This window comes from Brevibacterium sediminis (assembly GCF_024895295.1).
Taxonomy (GTDB): Bacteria; Actinomycetota; Actinomycetes; order Actinomycetales; family Brevibacteriaceae; genus Brevibacterium; species Brevibacterium sediminis.
Genome location: NZ_JAHQRN010000005.1, coordinates 389,261 through 402,840, shown reverse-complemented (window position 1 = coordinate 402,840; position 13,580 = coordinate 389,261). Strand labels below are relative to the sequence as shown.

General features: G+C 63.7%; 14 protein-coding genes. 6 read left to right on the top strand and 8 right to left on the bottom strand.

Annotated features, from left to right (window positions below; translation table 11 throughout):
- Nucleotides 1–2 precede the first annotated feature (2 nt).
- On the top strand, nt 3–1,217 hold the full coding sequence (fdhA, locus tag KTJ89_RS14075) for a formaldehyde dehydrogenase, glutathione-independent (protein ID WP_259358152.1): 1,215 nt from the start codon (nt 3–5) through the stop codon (nt 1,215–1,217).
- Nucleotides 1,218–1,529: 312 nt separating this feature from the next.
- Nucleotides 1,530–2,210: a GntR family transcriptional regulator gene (locus KTJ89_RS14070; protein ID WP_172172886.1), complete on the top strand. Its 681-nt coding sequence runs from the start codon at nt 1,530–1,532 to the stop codon at nt 2,208–2,210.
- 124 nt (nt 2,211–2,334) lie between these two features.
- Here KTJ89_RS14070 and KTJ89_RS14065 read toward each other — a convergent pair whose 3' ends face one another.
- From KTJ89_RS14065 to KTJ89_RS14040, 6 genes are all read right to left on the bottom strand, one after another.
- Complete coding sequence (locus tag KTJ89_RS14065) at nt 2,335–3,381, bottom strand: LLM class flavin-dependent oxidoreductase (RefSeq protein WP_259358151.1); 1,047 nt, start codon at nt 3,379–3,381, stop codon at nt 2,335–2,337.
- 75 nt (nt 3,382–3,456) lie between these two features.
- Nucleotides 3,457–3,678, bottom strand: coding sequence for a tautomerase family protein (locus KTJ89_RS14060; RefSeq protein WP_259358150.1), 222 nt, complete (start codon nt 3,676–3,678; stop codon nt 3,457–3,459).
- A 4-nt stretch (nt 3,679–3,682) separates the two neighbouring features.
- On the bottom strand, nt 3,683–5,164 hold the full coding sequence (locus tag KTJ89_RS14055; RefSeq protein WP_259358149.1) for an aldehyde dehydrogenase: 1,482 nt from the start codon (nt 5,162–5,164) through the stop codon (nt 3,683–3,685).
- Nucleotides 5,164–5,907, bottom strand: a complete 744-nt coding sequence (locus tag KTJ89_RS14050) for an alpha/beta fold hydrolase (protein WP_172172890.1) — start codon at nt 5,905–5,907, stop codon at nt 5,164–5,166. Before KTJ89_RS14050 ends, KTJ89_RS14055 begins: the two co-directional genes overlap by 1 nt.
- Nucleotides 5,908–5,922: 15 nt before the next feature.
- The gene (locus tag KTJ89_RS14045) at nt 5,923–6,474 is read right to left on the bottom strand and encodes an amino acid synthesis family protein (protein WP_172172892.1); all 552 of its coding nucleotides are present in this window, start codon (nt 6,472–6,474) and stop codon (nt 5,923–5,925) included.
- Nucleotides 6,471–7,181, bottom strand: a complete 711-nt coding sequence (locus tag KTJ89_RS14040; protein WP_139467768.1) for an amino acid synthesis family protein — start codon at nt 7,179–7,181, stop codon at nt 6,471–6,473. Before KTJ89_RS14040 ends, KTJ89_RS14045 begins: the two co-directional genes overlap by 4 nt.
- Nucleotides 7,182–7,323: 142 nt before the next feature.
- Here KTJ89_RS14040 and KTJ89_RS14035 point away from each other — a divergent pair, with 142 nt between their 5' ends.
- Complete coding sequence (locus tag KTJ89_RS14035; protein ID WP_259358148.1) at nt 7,324–8,286, top strand: flavin reductase; 963 nt, start codon at nt 7,324–7,326, stop codon at nt 8,284–8,286.
- Between the two features lie 74 nt (nt 8,287–8,360).
- Nucleotides 8,361–10,103 (top strand): BCCT family transporter, encoded by a 1,743-nt coding sequence (locus KTJ89_RS14030; protein WP_172172896.1) that lies wholly within the window; start codon nt 8,361–8,363, stop codon nt 10,101–10,103.
- Nucleotides 10,104–10,218: 115 nt separating this feature from the next.
- Here KTJ89_RS14030 and KTJ89_RS14025 read toward each other — a convergent pair whose 3' ends face one another.
- Nucleotides 10,219–11,418: a M20 metallopeptidase family protein gene (locus KTJ89_RS14025; RefSeq protein WP_172172898.1), complete on the bottom strand. Its 1,200-nt coding sequence runs from the start codon at nt 11,416–11,418 to the stop codon at nt 10,219–10,221.
- Between the two features lie 159 nt (nt 11,419–11,577).
- On the opposite strand from KTJ89_RS14025, the gene KTJ89_RS14020 reads away from it, so the two are divergent.
- On the top strand, nt 11,578–12,135 hold the full coding sequence (locus KTJ89_RS14020; RefSeq protein ID WP_139467764.1) for a dihydrofolate reductase family protein: 558 nt from the start codon (nt 11,578–11,580) through the stop codon (nt 12,133–12,135).
- Nucleotides 12,136–12,175: 40 nt separating this feature from the next.
- Here KTJ89_RS14020 and KTJ89_RS14015 read toward each other — a convergent pair whose 3' ends face one another.
- Nucleotides 12,176–12,532: a VOC family protein gene (locus KTJ89_RS14015; RefSeq protein WP_139906545.1), complete on the bottom strand. Its 357-nt coding sequence runs from the start codon at nt 12,530–12,532 to the stop codon at nt 12,176–12,178.
- Between the two features lie 248 nt (nt 12,533–12,780).
- Between KTJ89_RS14015 and KTJ89_RS14010 the strand changes: the two genes are divergently transcribed.
- Nucleotides 12,781–13,566: a SurA N-terminal domain-containing protein gene (locus tag KTJ89_RS14010; protein WP_259358147.1), complete on the top strand. Its 786-nt coding sequence runs from the start codon at nt 12,781–12,783 to the stop codon at nt 13,564–13,566.
- Nucleotides 13,567–13,580: the final 14 nt, after the last annotated feature.

Here is a 13,580-nt window from a genome sequence, read left to right as displayed (position 1 = left end):
CGATGAGCAATAAGGCAATCAGCTATGCAGGTCCCGGGAAGGTCGAGGTAGTCGACACCGAGTACCCGGAATTCGTCCTCAAGGACGGGCCTGGAGTCAATCCCGCCAATATCGGCCGCAAGGTCGATCACGGTGTCATCCTCAAGACGGTGGCGACGAACATCTGCGGCTCCGACCAGCACATGGTCCGGGGCCGTACGACTGCCCCGGAGGGTCTCGTGCTCGGACACGAGATCACCGGTGAGGTCGTCGAGGTGGGCCGAGACGTCGAATTCGTCAAGGTCGGCGATCTCGTGTCGGTGCCGTTCAACATCTCGTGCGGTCGCTGCCGCAACTGCAAGGAAGGCAAGACCGGCATCTGCCTCAACGTCAATCCCGATCGTCCGGGCTCGGCCTATGGCTATGTCGATATGGGCGGCTGGGTCGGCGGTCAGGCCGAGTACGTGCTCGTGCCCTATGCTGACTGGAACGTCCTGAAGTTCCCGGACAAGGATCAGGCGATGGAGAAGATCCTCGACCTCACGATGCTCTCCGACATCTTCCCCACCGGGTTCCACGGCGCCGTCAGCGCCGGTGTCGGGGTGGGTTCGACGGTCTACGTCGCAGGTGCGGGTCCGGTCGGAATCGCCGCGGCCACCTCGGCGCTTCTGCTCGGCGCGGCCTGCGTCATCGTCGGCGATCTCAACGAGGATCGACTGGCTCAGGCCCGCGGATTCGGTTGCGAGACGGTCGACGTGTCCAAGGGTGACCCGAAGGACCAGATCGCGCAGATCCTCGGCGAGCCCGAGGTCGACTGCGGAATCGACGCCGTCGGCTTCGAGGCGCGCGGACACGGCAAGGACGCCAGCCACGAGGCGCCGGCAACGGTGCTCAACTCGCTCATGGACATCACCCGAGCCGGCGGCAGCCTCGGCATCCCCGGCCTCTATGTCACCGGCGATCCGGGCGCGCCCGATGAGGCGGCGAAGGAAGGGTCGCTGTCGATGCGGTTCGGGCTCGGCTTCGCGAAGTCGCATGTGTTCGTGACCGGCCAGTGCCCGGTGATGAAGTACAACCGGGGGCTGATGCAGGCGATCCTGCACGACAAGGTCTCGATCGCGAAGAACGTCAATGCGACCCCGATCCGCCTCGAGGATGCCCCGCAGGGCTACGCCGACTTCGACTCCGGTGTCGCGAAGAAGTTCGTCCTCGACCCGCACGGCCTCATCTCCGCCTGAGGCTCTCAGACCTCACGCTGAGCCCGAGCTTCTCATGGCCGAAAGCCGGGTGAAGCGGTGAGAAGTGGTCGCAATCGGATACTTTCAGGACGACCTCCTGAGTATCCGATTGCGACCACTGTTTTGTGCCCCATGGACCGAAAAGAGAGCACCCAAGTGACGTATCTTGCATGGCAGAATTTGCCACGCAGTCGTGTGTAGATGCACTCGAGCCTAGGTCCCAGCCAAAGAAAACATTGCCGTTGCGGCCAAGCGCGAGGATAGACCACATTCGCCTTGACCCTTTTGATGCATGCAACATAGCATCGGGCTATGCAGAATTCTCCCGATTCCCCGCCACCCACGCTTCTCGAGCGTATCCGGTCGAAGATCACCAGCGGCGAACTGGAACCGGGCAATCCGCTCTCCGAGGTCTCCCTCGCACAGGAGTTCGATGTCAGCCGAACCCCGATCCGAGAGGTCCTCAAGCAGCTCCAGCTCGAGGGCCTCATCGAAATCCGCCCAAAGGTCGGCACCTTCATCCGCGAGCCGAACCGACGCGAGATCGTCGAGCTCTTCCAGCTCAAGGAGGTCCTCGAAGGCCTGGCCGCCGCCCTGATGGCTCGCCGCGGGCCCTGCCCGGAACTCGACCAGCTCGAAGAGATCGTCGCAGCATCAGAGGTGTCGTCGAACGCAGGCGACACAGACACCTACGCTTCGCAGGTTCAGGACTTCCACCAGACCCTCGTCGACGGAGCGGACAACAACAAACTCGTCGAACAGTACTCGCGCCTGATGAATCAGCTCGCTTACTTCAGACTCGTGCGCAAGACTCTCAACCATCCGGGCAGGGCAGTGGACTCGAGCCGAGAGCACCGCCAGATTCTCACGATGATCCAGGACAAGGACCCGTTCGGCGCCGAAACGACGATGCGTGCGCACGTGTTCGCCTCGACCCAGGAACTCCTCGTTCCGCAGACACGCACCACCCTGTCTCTCGAGCGCGACTCCTGACTTCCAGAAAACGGCCGGACCACCTGATGCTGAGCCGTCGCCACCTCTGACGCACGCCAGCGGGGCCGGGAAACTCTGTGTTTCCCGGCCCCGTTGGCGTACGCCGTCAGGCGAACTGGTCACCTCACTGGAAGTTCGGAACCACCTCGTCGATGAAGAGCTGCAGGGACGCCTTCTTCTCTTCGAAGCTCAAGGCGTTGTCCGACCAGAAGCTGTACTCGTCGTAGCCGAGGTCCTCGTAGTGGCGGATGCGTTCGGTCACCTCCGCCGGGGTGCCGATCATCGCTGACTTGTGCAGCGACTCGAGCTCGAATTCGGGGCGGTCGGCGAAGTTCTCCTCCGGGGTCGGATCGAGGAATCCGTCGATGGGGTCCTTCTTCCCGAAGGCCCACGACGAGAACGTCCGGTAGTACTTGTTCACTCCGGCGGCACCCACCTTCCAACCGTCCGGCTCCTCCGGGGAGTGGACGTAGGTGTGGCGCAGCACCATGATCTCGGGGCGCTTCTCGACCTCCGGGTGAGCGGCGACCGCGGTGTTGAATTTGTTCATCAGGTCTTCGACCTCACGGTCGTCCTTCATCAGCGGCGTGACCTGGACGTTGCAGCCGTTGGCGACGGCGAAGTCATGAGTCTCGGGGCTGCGGGCGGCCAGCCAGATCGGAGGAGTCGGGTTCTGAACCGGCTTCGGCACGGCCGTCGAGACGGGGAACTGCCAATGCTTGCCCTCATGGGCGTAGTCACCTTGGAGCAGTTCCTTCATCGCCGGAACGAGTTCACGCAGATATTCGCCGCCGTCGGCTGCGGGCATGCCGTCGGCCATGCGGTTGAACTCGAACTGGTAGGCACCGCGGGCGATGCCGACCTCGGCCCGACCGCCGCTGAGCACATCGAGCAGAGCGACTTCGCCAGCAGCACGCAGCGGGTGCCAGAACGGGGCGATGATTGTGCCCGATCCCAGTCGGATCGTCGACGTCTCGGCGGCCAGGTAGGCCAGCTGCGGCATCGGGCTCGGCGAGGATACGTACTCCATCGAGTGGTGCTCACCGATCCAGACAGTGCCGAAACCTCCGGCTTCGGCGATCTTGACGAGCTCGACGAGGTTCTTCCAATGCTCTTGAGGGCTGACCGAGTCGTCCCAGCGTTCCATGTGCAGGAAGAGCGAAAAGCGCATGATGGTTCCTTTCCCAGCGGAGGCCTCCGTGCCTCCGACATGTTCTTCAGTGATGTGTGATCGCCGTGGCGGTATTCAGCCGTCGGTCTCCCGAACACCGGCCGCGGCATTCTCGCGTTCGGTGATCGTCGTGTTCGTCCGCGACCAGAGGTCCTTCTCTACTTCGCGGACGATCACGGTGATGTTCTCGTCGGCGGCTCCCGTCGTGGATGCGGCGACTTCATGAACTCCGGCGATGAGGGCACGCAGCTGTTCGGGAGTGCGCCCTCTCGCGATCGAGATATCGATGAGCGGCATGATCTCACCTGCCCAGCACGAAGGGATCTGCGACCGGCCCTTCGTCGGTGTTGATCCATACGCTCTTGAGCCTGGTGTACTCGTGCATCGACTCGAGACCGTGTTCGACCCCGACCCCGGAGTTCTTGAATCCCTGCCGAGGAGACATCGGCGACATCGCCCGATACATGTTGATCCACACGGTGCCAGCATCGAGTCGCTGCGACATCCGCATCCCGCGGGCGAGGTTCTGCGTCCACACCCCGGCCGCCAGTCCGTATTCGGTGTCGTTGGCCAGCCCGAGGACCTCGTCCTCGGTGTCGAAGGGCATGATCGCGGCGACCGGCCCGAAGATCTCCTCCTGGCAGATGCGCATATCGTTCGTCGTCTCCGTGAGAACGGTCGGTTCGAAGAAGTACCCGGGCAGACCGACATCGGGACGATTGCCCCCGTAGGCGATCTGTCCGCCTTCTTCCTCGCCGAGGCGGACGTATTCCTCGACCTTGTCCCGCTGAGCCGCGAAGGCGAGCGGTCCGAGCTCGGTGTCCTCGGCCATGGGATCGCCGATGACGATCGATGCCGCCCGAGCGGTGACCTTTTCGAGGAGTTCGTCGTAGACCCCGCGCTGGACGAAGACTCGAGACCCGGCGATGCAGGTCTGTCCGGCTGCGGCGAAGATGCCGGCGATGACGCCCATCGCCGCATTGGACACGTTCGCATCGTCGAAGACGATGTTCGGGGACTTTCCACCCAGTTCGAGTGTCGATCCGATGAAGCGGCCGGCCGCGGACTTGGCGATGGCCGAACCCGTCCGGGTCGAGCCGGTGAATGAGATCTTCGCCAGCTGCGGTGCGTCGACGAGGGCCTGTCCCGCCTCGGCGCCGAGGCCAGTGACGACGTTGACGGCGCCGGCGGGGAAACCGGCCTCGTCCGCAAGTTCGGCCAGGCGCAGAATCGTTCGCGAGGTGTATTCGCTCGGCTTGATGACCGTCGTGTTGCCCGCCGCCAGCGCCGGTGCGAGCTTCGAGATCGTCAAGGTCATCGGCGAATTCCACGGCGTGATGAGTCCGACGACGCCGAGCGCCTCCCGCTGAGTGAAATTGATGACTTCGGGCGAATTCGTCGGGATCTGCGATCCCTGCACCTTATCGGCCAGTCCCGCATAGTAGTAGAGGTATTCGGGCAGGCCCTGCAGCTGCCCCTTCATCTCGCGCAGGAGCTTGCCGTTGTCCTGACTCTCGAAACGGGCGAGCTCCTCGGCGTTCTGCCCGATGAGGTCGCCGAATCGGCGCAGCAGGTGCCCTCGCTGCGTCGGCGTGGTCCGTTGCCAAGCGGTGGAGTCGAAGGCTCGCTGCGCGGCCTCGACTGCCTGTGCGATATCGGCGCCTGTGCCGCGAGCGAAGCTGTAGAGCGTCTCAAGGGTCGCAGGGTTCGTGCTCTCGAGGTATTCCCCGTCGGCGGGTGCGCGGTGCTCCCCTCCGATGAAATGGTCGAGTCGCGTAGTCATCATCGACTCCCTTCTGTGTGGTTGATCAGGGCGCGGAGGTGATCGGTGAGCACCTCAGGGTGGGTGACGGGCAGCATGTGGCGTGCGCCGGAGACGATCGCGACCCGTGTGTCCGGAATCCGGTTCGCGATCCTCTCGCTCATCTCCGGAGTCGATCCCGGGTCGAGTTCGCCGGTGATCGCCAAGGTCGGTGAGCTGATCGCATTCAGCTTCGATTCGAGCTCCCGGTCGCCCGCCGCGAAGACGGCATAGGCGTGGCGGTAGGAATCGGGGTCGTTGGCCAGAAGCACAGGCCGCGTCTCGTCCCGCAGCGTTTCGGAATCTCCCTCATCTTCCGGGAACCATCGGTCGAGTGCTCGTTCCATGCTGCCGCGGAAGTCCGACTCCGCTCCTTCGAGTCGCCCCTGCACTGCGGCAGATTCCTCCTGCGTGCGAGCGCACACGGAACTCACGCAGGTGAGGCTGCGCACGCGCGTCGGCTCCTCGATCGCGATCTGCTGGGCGACGAGCGAGCCGAGGGAGAACCCCACGAGGTGCACTTGACCGGCCGGCATCCGTGCGAGCACATCAGATGCCATCGCCGCCAGGTCCGTGGGGCCGGTCAGCGGCGGCTGCGCACCGTGTCCGGGCAGGTCGATCGCCGAGGCGGTCCTGGACAGCAGTGCTTCGACCCGTGACCATACCGTGCGGTCGAGACCGACCCCGTGGAGCAGCACGACCGGGACTTCATCGTCTGTCGGCATCGTCCGTCTCGTTTCCTACTGCTCGGTCGAGAGCGAAGCGAGTCGCTGCTGCGGGCGACCGCCGGTGGAGCCCGCGAGTGCAATGAGGATCTCGCCGGGGTGCGGAGCGTCCGCGACCCTCCACTCGAAGGTCTGGTGGTGAGACCGGATCGTCGCGTCGGTGAAGTGCTTCAGAGGGATGTCGAAGACAGCTCCGGCCTCGCCGCGCTTCTCCACAGCCGGCAGAAGAGTCGAGGCCTGCGCGGCGTCGCGGAAGTGGTTGCCGAACTTGAGGGTGTGGATGAGTGCCGAACCGTGCTCGATCTCTCCCGAGAGTCCGACGATCGCGGCCTTGCCATAGGCCTCGAGCGTGCCGCCCAGAGCCTCCATGACCCGTGGAGCGAGAACAGCGCCGAGTTCGCTCGCCGTCGCGTCGATTCCCGGGCCGAGGTCCTCAACGAAGCCCTGCCCATGCCAAGGGTTCTCGATGACTGCCGCCACGGCAGCCACAGTGATGACGGGGTCCGTTCGCCGTCCGCCTTCGGCCAGGATCTCTTCGGTCACCGTCGTGATCTTGCGAATATTCATTTCGTCAGTCCTTTCAGGATTTCGGTGGTCACAGCACCGTCGGTGCGACGGTCGCCGATGCGGGCGAAGGGCCTCGGCCCCGTTGAGGCCGCCGCAATCACACAGAGTTCGTCAGCCTTCGGAGCATCTGTGAGTCGCAGGTCGATGGTCTGATAGTGGTCTCGCGAGGTGGCGTGGGTCTTGTGCCACATCGGCACCCTGATCGATGCCGAAGGACCCGATCGGCCGTCGGCGAAGCAGAGAACAGAAGTGCCTTCAAGCATCTCTCGCATGATATTGCCGAAGTACGGAGTGTGGATGAGAGCCCCAGCGTGCTCAAGTTCTCCATCGACACCGACGACGGCACCCTTGCCGAAGGCCTCGATCGCAGAAGCCGGTCCGAGCGCGTCAAGCAGTCTGTCAGTGAGCACTTTTGCGAGCACCGGTGCAACCTGTTCGGCAGCCGGCGCCAGATCGGCCTGCGTGTCCGTGCCCGCCCAGGGATTGGCGAGCACGGCGATGGCGGCCGCCTGCGTCAACGGGGCATCCGGCGAGGCTCCGCCGTCGGCGATGATCTCTTCACGCTGCACGGTGATCGATCGGACACCTAGACGCCAGGCGAGCTCGTCGAAATCAGCCGGCAGCTCATCGAAATCATTCAATCGATCGAGGCTGGGCTTCTGTGCTCCGAGGCCCGGCTTCTGCAGCCGTGTCGGGGTGGTTGTCATGCGTCCTTCTCTCGAGTTTGTTGCATACAAGGAATCTACTTGCATGCATCGAAGCATGTCAATAGCTCTCTTAGATTGCGCGTTTTACGAGTTTTTCACGATCTATTGACGAATGCATCACACTCTATCTACGCTATCTAGCATGCAACAGATCACGATTGAACAGCTCAAGACAAAAATCCGCGCAGTGTGGCACGAGGCCTGGGACAGCGGGCGCACCGATGCGCTCGATTCGCTCTTCACCGACGACTACCAGCGAGTGTCAGCCAACTCCGGTCGGACCATGACCGCCGAGGAGACGAAGGCCGAGATCAATGAGATCCGCGCCGCCTTCCCCGACCTCACAACGACGATCGACCACATCCTCATCGAAGGCGACCAGGGCGCGATCTACTGGCACTCGGAGGGCACTTTCACCCAGCCGCTCAACGACGTTCCGCCCACAGGACAGCCGGTGACGACGCACGGTTCCAATCTCATCCGCCTCGAAGAGGGCCGGATCGCCCGCGAAGAGGTCACCTGGGATGCCCACGAGCTCCTGGCCGATCTGGGCCTGAAGTCCCTGTCCTCGGCATTCGAGGCTCAACCCGAAGTCGTCACCGATGACCTCTCCGGAGAGCCCTCGGCCGATGCCCTCAAGGCCTTCAACCGTCAGTTCATCACCGGCGTCACCGTCGTCACCACCACAGACGAGGACGGCAAGCCGCGCGGCCTCGCGGTCAACTCCTACAATTCGGTCTCTCTCGACCCGCCGCTCGTGCTCGTCTGCGTACAGAAGACCTCGTCGACGTATCCCGCGCTCGTCCGCTCAACGCACATGGGCATCAACATCATGAGCCGGAATCAGCGGGACACCATCGGCACGTTCGCGTCCAAAGCCGCAGACAAGTTCGCCGAGCTCGACTGGCACAAGGGAGCCAGCGGCTCTCCACTCATCGACGGCTCAGCAGCATCGATCGAAGTCGAGATCAAGGAGCGCTTCCAAGCGCTGACCCACACGGTCTTCATCGGACGTGTCCGCAGTGCCGAGGCGTCCGAGGACGAGCCGATGATCTACAAAGCCGGTCGCTTCTTCGACAGCGAAGATCTCACCTCTCTCAACTGATCTCGCCCCGCCCTGGCGAACTCCGATACCGCCCGAACCCCTCTCCCTACGACACACGAAGAAGTGGAGTCCTGATGTATTCCGAACCCGACCATGACCCCAACGTTGACGATGACAGTGGGGAACGGAGCGGACACCGCCGCGCACAGCTGCCCGGCAGCGGTCTCGACTCTCTGACCGGGCCGAGCCCGGCCGTACGCTATGCCGATTCCATGCGGCACCGACCTGGACGCGTCTTCTGGATCTCGATCCTCGGTGTCGGCACATTCACGTTGTGGGGAGTCCTCTCTCCCGACGGCATGGCTGCGGCGATGACCACTGCCATGGATGCTGTCGCAGCGAAGGTGGGATGGGTCTATCTCGTCCTCACTCTCGGGTGCATCGGTCTCCTCGTCTACCTCGGTTTCGGTCGTTTCGGCCGGGTCCGCCTCGGTGCCGATGATGACCGTCCCGAATACAGCACCTGGGCCTGGCTGACGATGATTCTCTCCGCGGTGATGGGCATCGGTCTCATCAGCTACGGTGTGGCCGAACCGATCACCCACTTCACCACCCCGCCGCATGGGCTCGCCGACCCCGGCACCAACGAAGCCGCCGTACGTGCTCTGCAGTTCTCCTACTTCGACTGGGGACCGCATGCCTGGGCCGTGTTCGGTGTCTTCGGCCTCGCCATCGCTTACTCGACTCACCGGCGCGGCAACACCGGACTGATCTCCCCGATGCTGCGGCCACTGTTCGGCAAGGCAATGGACGGCTGGCTGGGAAATGTCATCGACATCCTCGCCGTCATCGCCACGCTGTTCGGCACGACCACGTCGCTCGGCCTCGGTGCCTCTCAGATCAGCGAGGGCCTCAACCGAGTCTTCGGAATCCCGAACGAGCTCTTCGTTCAGATCATCATCATCCTCGGCATCACGGTGGTCTTCACGCTCTCGGCACTCTCGGGAGTCAACCGCGGGATCAAGTTCCTCAGCCAGACGACCGCCGTGCTCTCGATCTTCCTCGGCCTCTTCGTCCTCATCGTCGGGCCGACCGGGTTCATCGGAAACCTCTTCTTCCGCTCGACGGGTGAGTACCTCAACGACTTCTTCAAGGTCAGCCTGCTCACTCCGCTGGTCTCGGGTGACGTCGAGTGGTACCAGTACTGGACCTACTTCATGATGGCCTGGTGGCTGAGCTGGGGCGCTTTCGTCGGCGTCTTCCTCGCGAAGATCTCGAAGGGGCGGACCGTCCGCGAATTCGTCCTCGGCGTCATGGGCATTCCCAGTCTTGTCTTCTTCGTCTGGTTCACGATCTTCGGAGGCACCGCGATCAAGATCGACATGGACGGTGATGGCGGGATCGGCGCGGCAGCGGCCGAAGATGTGAATTCGGCGTTCTTCGAGACCCTCGAACATCTGCCCTGGGTGGGCCTCACCTCGGTGATCGCGATTCTTCTCGTCGTCCTCTACTTCGTCTCGGGTGCGGATGCGAACACATTCGTGCTCAGCATGCTCACGTCTCGCGGCACGCTCGAGCCGAGCCGATGGGTGCTCGCCGTCTGGGGTGCGCTCACGGGAACATCGGCGATGGTCCTCTTCTTCGCCGGAGGACTCGCGGCACTGCAGCAAGCGGCGATGCTCTCCGCCCTGCCGTTCGCGGTCATCGTGGCGCTGCTCGGCTACTGCATCGTCAAAACGCTGCACGAGGATCAGACGATGGATGCGTACCGCACGGTGCGGCGCCGGGACCTCGAAACTGGCGGGACAGGCACGCGCGGCGAAGAGTCCGTTGATATCGATGACACCACCGTCAAGCCGGCACCCGCCGCCGACTGACCCCGCTGGCAGACTCCACCGCCTCAGACGGAATCTCGAACAGCGGTCGCAATCGGATACTTTCAGGACGACCTCCTGAGTATCCGATTGCGACCACTGTTTTGTGCCAGAGGTGTCAGCGCTTCTCCTCGTCTTCCAGCCGCGCAAACGCCAGGTGGGCGAGCGCTGCGGCCTGATCGCCGAGCAGGCCGTCGTCGAAGACCACCCTCGGCGAATGGTTCGTCTCGGCGTCCGGGTCGATGCCCTCGGGCGTCGCGCCCAGGAACACGAAGGTACCCGGCACCTTCTGCAAGACGAAGGAGAAGTCCTCCGACCCCATCCGCGGATGCTCCATCTCGACGACCCGCTCGGACCCGAATACTGAGCCCAGCCGCTCGAGCACGACCGTCGACTCGGCAGGGTTGTTCACGGTCACGGGGAATCCCACTTGGAAGTCCACCTCGGCGGTGCAGCGGTGAGCCCGGGCGATGTTCTCGGCGATCTCCGTCACCCGCTCCTGCAGCAGGGCCACAGACTCGGCGGAGAGGAAGCGGATGGAGGCGGTGAGCTTCGCCGAGTCCGGGATGACGTTGCTGGCCTGCGCGGCTTCGAGCTGAGTGACCGAGACGACGACGGGATCGAAGATGTCGAAGGACCGACCGGTCATCGTATTCAGGGCCAGCACCACCTCGGCGAGCGCCGGCACGGGGTCGCGGGTCGCCTGCGGTTGACTGCTGTGTCCGCCCGCCCCGTGGATGGTCAGGTTGAGGTCGGCGAAGCCGGCCATGAGCGGCCCGCCCTTCGTCGTGAAGCGACCTCGAACGTCGGCTTCGACGTGGATGCCGTAGGCCGCGACGACCGGGACACCGGCGGCTTCGAGCACGCCCTCGGCGATCATCGGCTCGGCCCCGCCTTCGACCTCCTCGGCGGGCTGGAACATGAAGATGATCGATCCGGGGATCTCCTCGCGGTGAGCGGCGAGCAAGCGTGCGGCGCCGACAAGCCCCGCCGTGTGCAGGTCGTGACCGCACGCGTGCATGTTCCCGTTCTCAGAGGCGAAGTCGAGGCCGGTGTCCTCGACGACCGGCAGCGCGTCCATGTCGCCGCGCAGCAGCACCGCGGGCCCGGGTTTCCCGCCCTTGAGGACGGCCACCACCGAGGTGAGCGACTCCCCCGTGGTGATCTCAAGTCCCAGCCCGGCGAGCTCATCGAGCACCGTCCGCTGCGTGAAAGGAAGGTCGAATCCCAGTTCGGGGTTCGCGTGCAGCTTCCGTCGCAGGGAAATGAGATCGCCGAGGTGGCCCTGAGCTTCGGTGCGGAAATCTGGGGTGGTCATGGGGCTCCTCATCGTGTGGGTGGCGTGCGGTTCGGTTCGACCGGTTCCGGTCGGCTGCTGTTACCAATCTATGCCCTGCGGTGGTCAACGCACCCTTGTTGCCGGTCTGCACGGGCAAGTAATGTTGATTACCCACGTCACTCAACGAGGAGACCGAGCGTGCGCATCATCATCACTCAGAACATCACCCTCGACGGTCGTGTCGAGATGCTCGACGACTGGTTCGATCCGCAGGCTCAGGACGAAGAGCTCTCGGCCGAACTCATGCGGCAGTCCGCGAACGAAGACGTGCTGCTGCTCGGTCGGCAGACCTTCGAGGACTTCCGCGGCTATTGGCCGAACGCCACCGATGACACCACCGGAGTCGCGGACCACCTCAATCAGGTCGACAAACGCGTCGTGTCTTCGACGTTGACCGAACCGGGCTGGCAGAACACACAGATCATCAGCTCCGATCCGCTGCGCGCGGTCGCTGACCTGCGCGAGGCACCGGGACGCGATGTCATCGTCACCGGCAGCATCACCCTGGCCCACGAACTCATCGCGGAGGGACTCGTCGATGAGTATCGGATGTTCACCTATCCGGTATGGCAGGGTCGCGGACGCGGTTACTTTCACGACGGCGCGCACTCGGCCAGACCGCCGCGCCTCAAGCTCATCGATGCGAAGTCCTTCCCGAGCGGCATCACCTACTCGGCCTACGAGCCGAGCGCCTGACCGGCAACGAACTCACACACAGCCGTAGAGCCGCCCCGCCTCACGCCGTGCCGAACATGACTTTCCGGCCGTCGGGGTCCTCGACCGTGACGACGACATCGTCGACCGCCACGAGCGGAGTGCCGGCGTTCTTGATCCGTTCGAGGAACTCCGCCTGATCCGGGATCCGGAAGTACAGGTGCGTGAGATTCGACTCCGTCACCGGCGGGAACGCATAGTCGGCGAACGCCTCGGCCGAGTGCAGAGCCACCTGCACTCCCCCGGCCTCGACGACGAAGTAGGAGTACTCCTCATCGCCCTCGGTCGTCAGCGGCAGCCCCGCGATCTCGCGATAGAAGGCGGCGGTCGCCTCGGCGTCTGTGCAGGTGAGGAACACTCCGCGAAACGTCGATTCCATGGCCAACTCCCTCCGCTGCGGATGGCACGGACCGTGCTCCGTACGATTCCGGTAGCCGCAGTGTATCCGCCGAGGCGGCCGACCGTCAGTGCCCGATCGACGAATCCGAGACGAACAGAAGATACCCGGGGCCTCCCCGACCCCGACCACCGCAATCGTCCTTGCCAAGCGACGCACATACTCCACACATTCTTCGGGGAGTCGGCACTGTTAGCCTGGCAGGCTGAAACCGATGAGCAGGAGTGAATGTGCGAACGAACCGGTGGCTGCTGGGCCTGGCCATGTCCGTATCCGTGGTGGCGTTGGCCGCCTGCGGAAGTCAGGGCGACGAAGCAAAGCCGAAGGAGTCCTCGGCCGCGGCCGAACAGTCCCCCGGCGCCGACTCTGCTCAAGACCAACAGGGCCAGCAGGGCAAACCGAACACGAAGGACATTCCGAAGGTCGTCGCCGAGGTCAACGGTGAGAAGATCCTCAAGGACGACTTCGTTCCCCTCTTCGAAACCCAGTATCAGCAGATGCAGATGCAGGCTCAGCAGTCCGGACAGCCGGTCGATGAGAAGGGCCTGAAGAAGCAGACGGTCGAGAACCTTGTGAGCACCGAAGTGCTCGTCCAGGAAGCCGACAAGCGCAAGATCGACGTCTCGGACAAGGACATCGACAAGGGGCTCAAGGAATCCGCGAAATCGGGACAGATGAGCGAGAAGGACTTCCTCAAGGCCATGAAGGACCAGGGCATGGACGAGGAGAACGTCCGCTCGGAGCTGAAGAACCAGCTGAAGATCGAGGGCCTCGTCGAGGACGAATACGGTGAGTTCGAGGTCAGCGGTGAAGAGATCGGGCAGGCCTACGAACAGGCGAAGTCCCAGCAGGAGCAGATGGCTCAGCAGGGCGGCCAGGGTCAGCAGGAGATGCCGCCGATCGAGGACATGCGTCCCCAGCTCAAGGAACAGGTCAAGAACCAGAAGTCTCAGGAAGCAACGCAGAAGTACGCGAAGAAGCTGCGTAAGCAGGCCGACGTCACGATCCACCTCTGAGCCCCGAGGGCCAC

What these genes read in the sequence shown, in the direction of transcription:
- KTJ89_RS14065 (WP_259358151.1), bottom strand. Translation starts at nt 3,381, where the DNA reads ATGCGCTTTTCGCTCTTCCTGCACATGGAACGCTGGGACGACTCGGTC.
- KTJ89_RS14030 (WP_172172896.1), top strand. Translation starts at nt 8,361, where the DNA reads ATGTATTCCGAACCCGACCATGACCCCAACGTTGACGATGACAGTGGG.
- KTJ89_RS14060 (WP_259358150.1), bottom strand. Translation starts at nt 3,678, where the DNA reads ATGCCGCTCATCGATATCTCGATCGCGAGAGGGCGCACTCCCGAACAG.
- KTJ89_RS14070 (WP_172172886.1), top strand. Translation starts at nt 1,530, where the DNA reads ATGCAGAATTCTCCCGATTCCCCGCCACCCACGCTTCTCGAGCGTATC.
- KTJ89_RS14050 (WP_172172890.1), bottom strand. Translation starts at nt 5,907, where the DNA reads ATGCCGACAGACGATGAAGTCCCGGTCGTGCTGCTCCACGGGGTCGGT.
- KTJ89_RS14040 (WP_139467768.1), bottom strand. Translation starts at nt 7,181, where the DNA reads ATGACAACCACCCCGACACGGCTGCAGAAGCCGGGCCTCGGAGCACAG.
- KTJ89_RS14035 (WP_259358148.1), top strand. Translation starts at nt 7,324, where the DNA reads ATGCAACAGATCACGATTGAACAGCTCAAGACAAAAATCCGCGCAGTG.
- fdhA (WP_259358152.1), top strand. Translation starts at nt 3, where the DNA reads ATGAGCAATAAGGCAATCAGCTATGCAGGTCCCGGGAAGGTCGAGGTA.
- KTJ89_RS14015 (WP_139906545.1), bottom strand. Translation starts at nt 12,532, where the DNA reads ATGGAATCGACGTTTCGCGGAGTGTTCCTCACCTGCACAGACGCCGAG.
- KTJ89_RS14045 (WP_172172892.1), bottom strand. Translation starts at nt 6,474, where the DNA reads ATGAATATTCGCAAGATCACGACGGTGACCGAAGAGATCCTGGCCGAA.
- KTJ89_RS14055 (WP_259358149.1), bottom strand. Translation starts at nt 5,164, where the DNA reads ATGACTACGCGACTCGACCATTTCATCGGAGGGGAGCACCGCGCACCC.
- KTJ89_RS14025 (WP_172172898.1), bottom strand. Translation starts at nt 11,418, where the DNA reads ATGACCACCCCAGATTTCCGCACCGAAGCTCAGGGCCACCTCGGCGAT.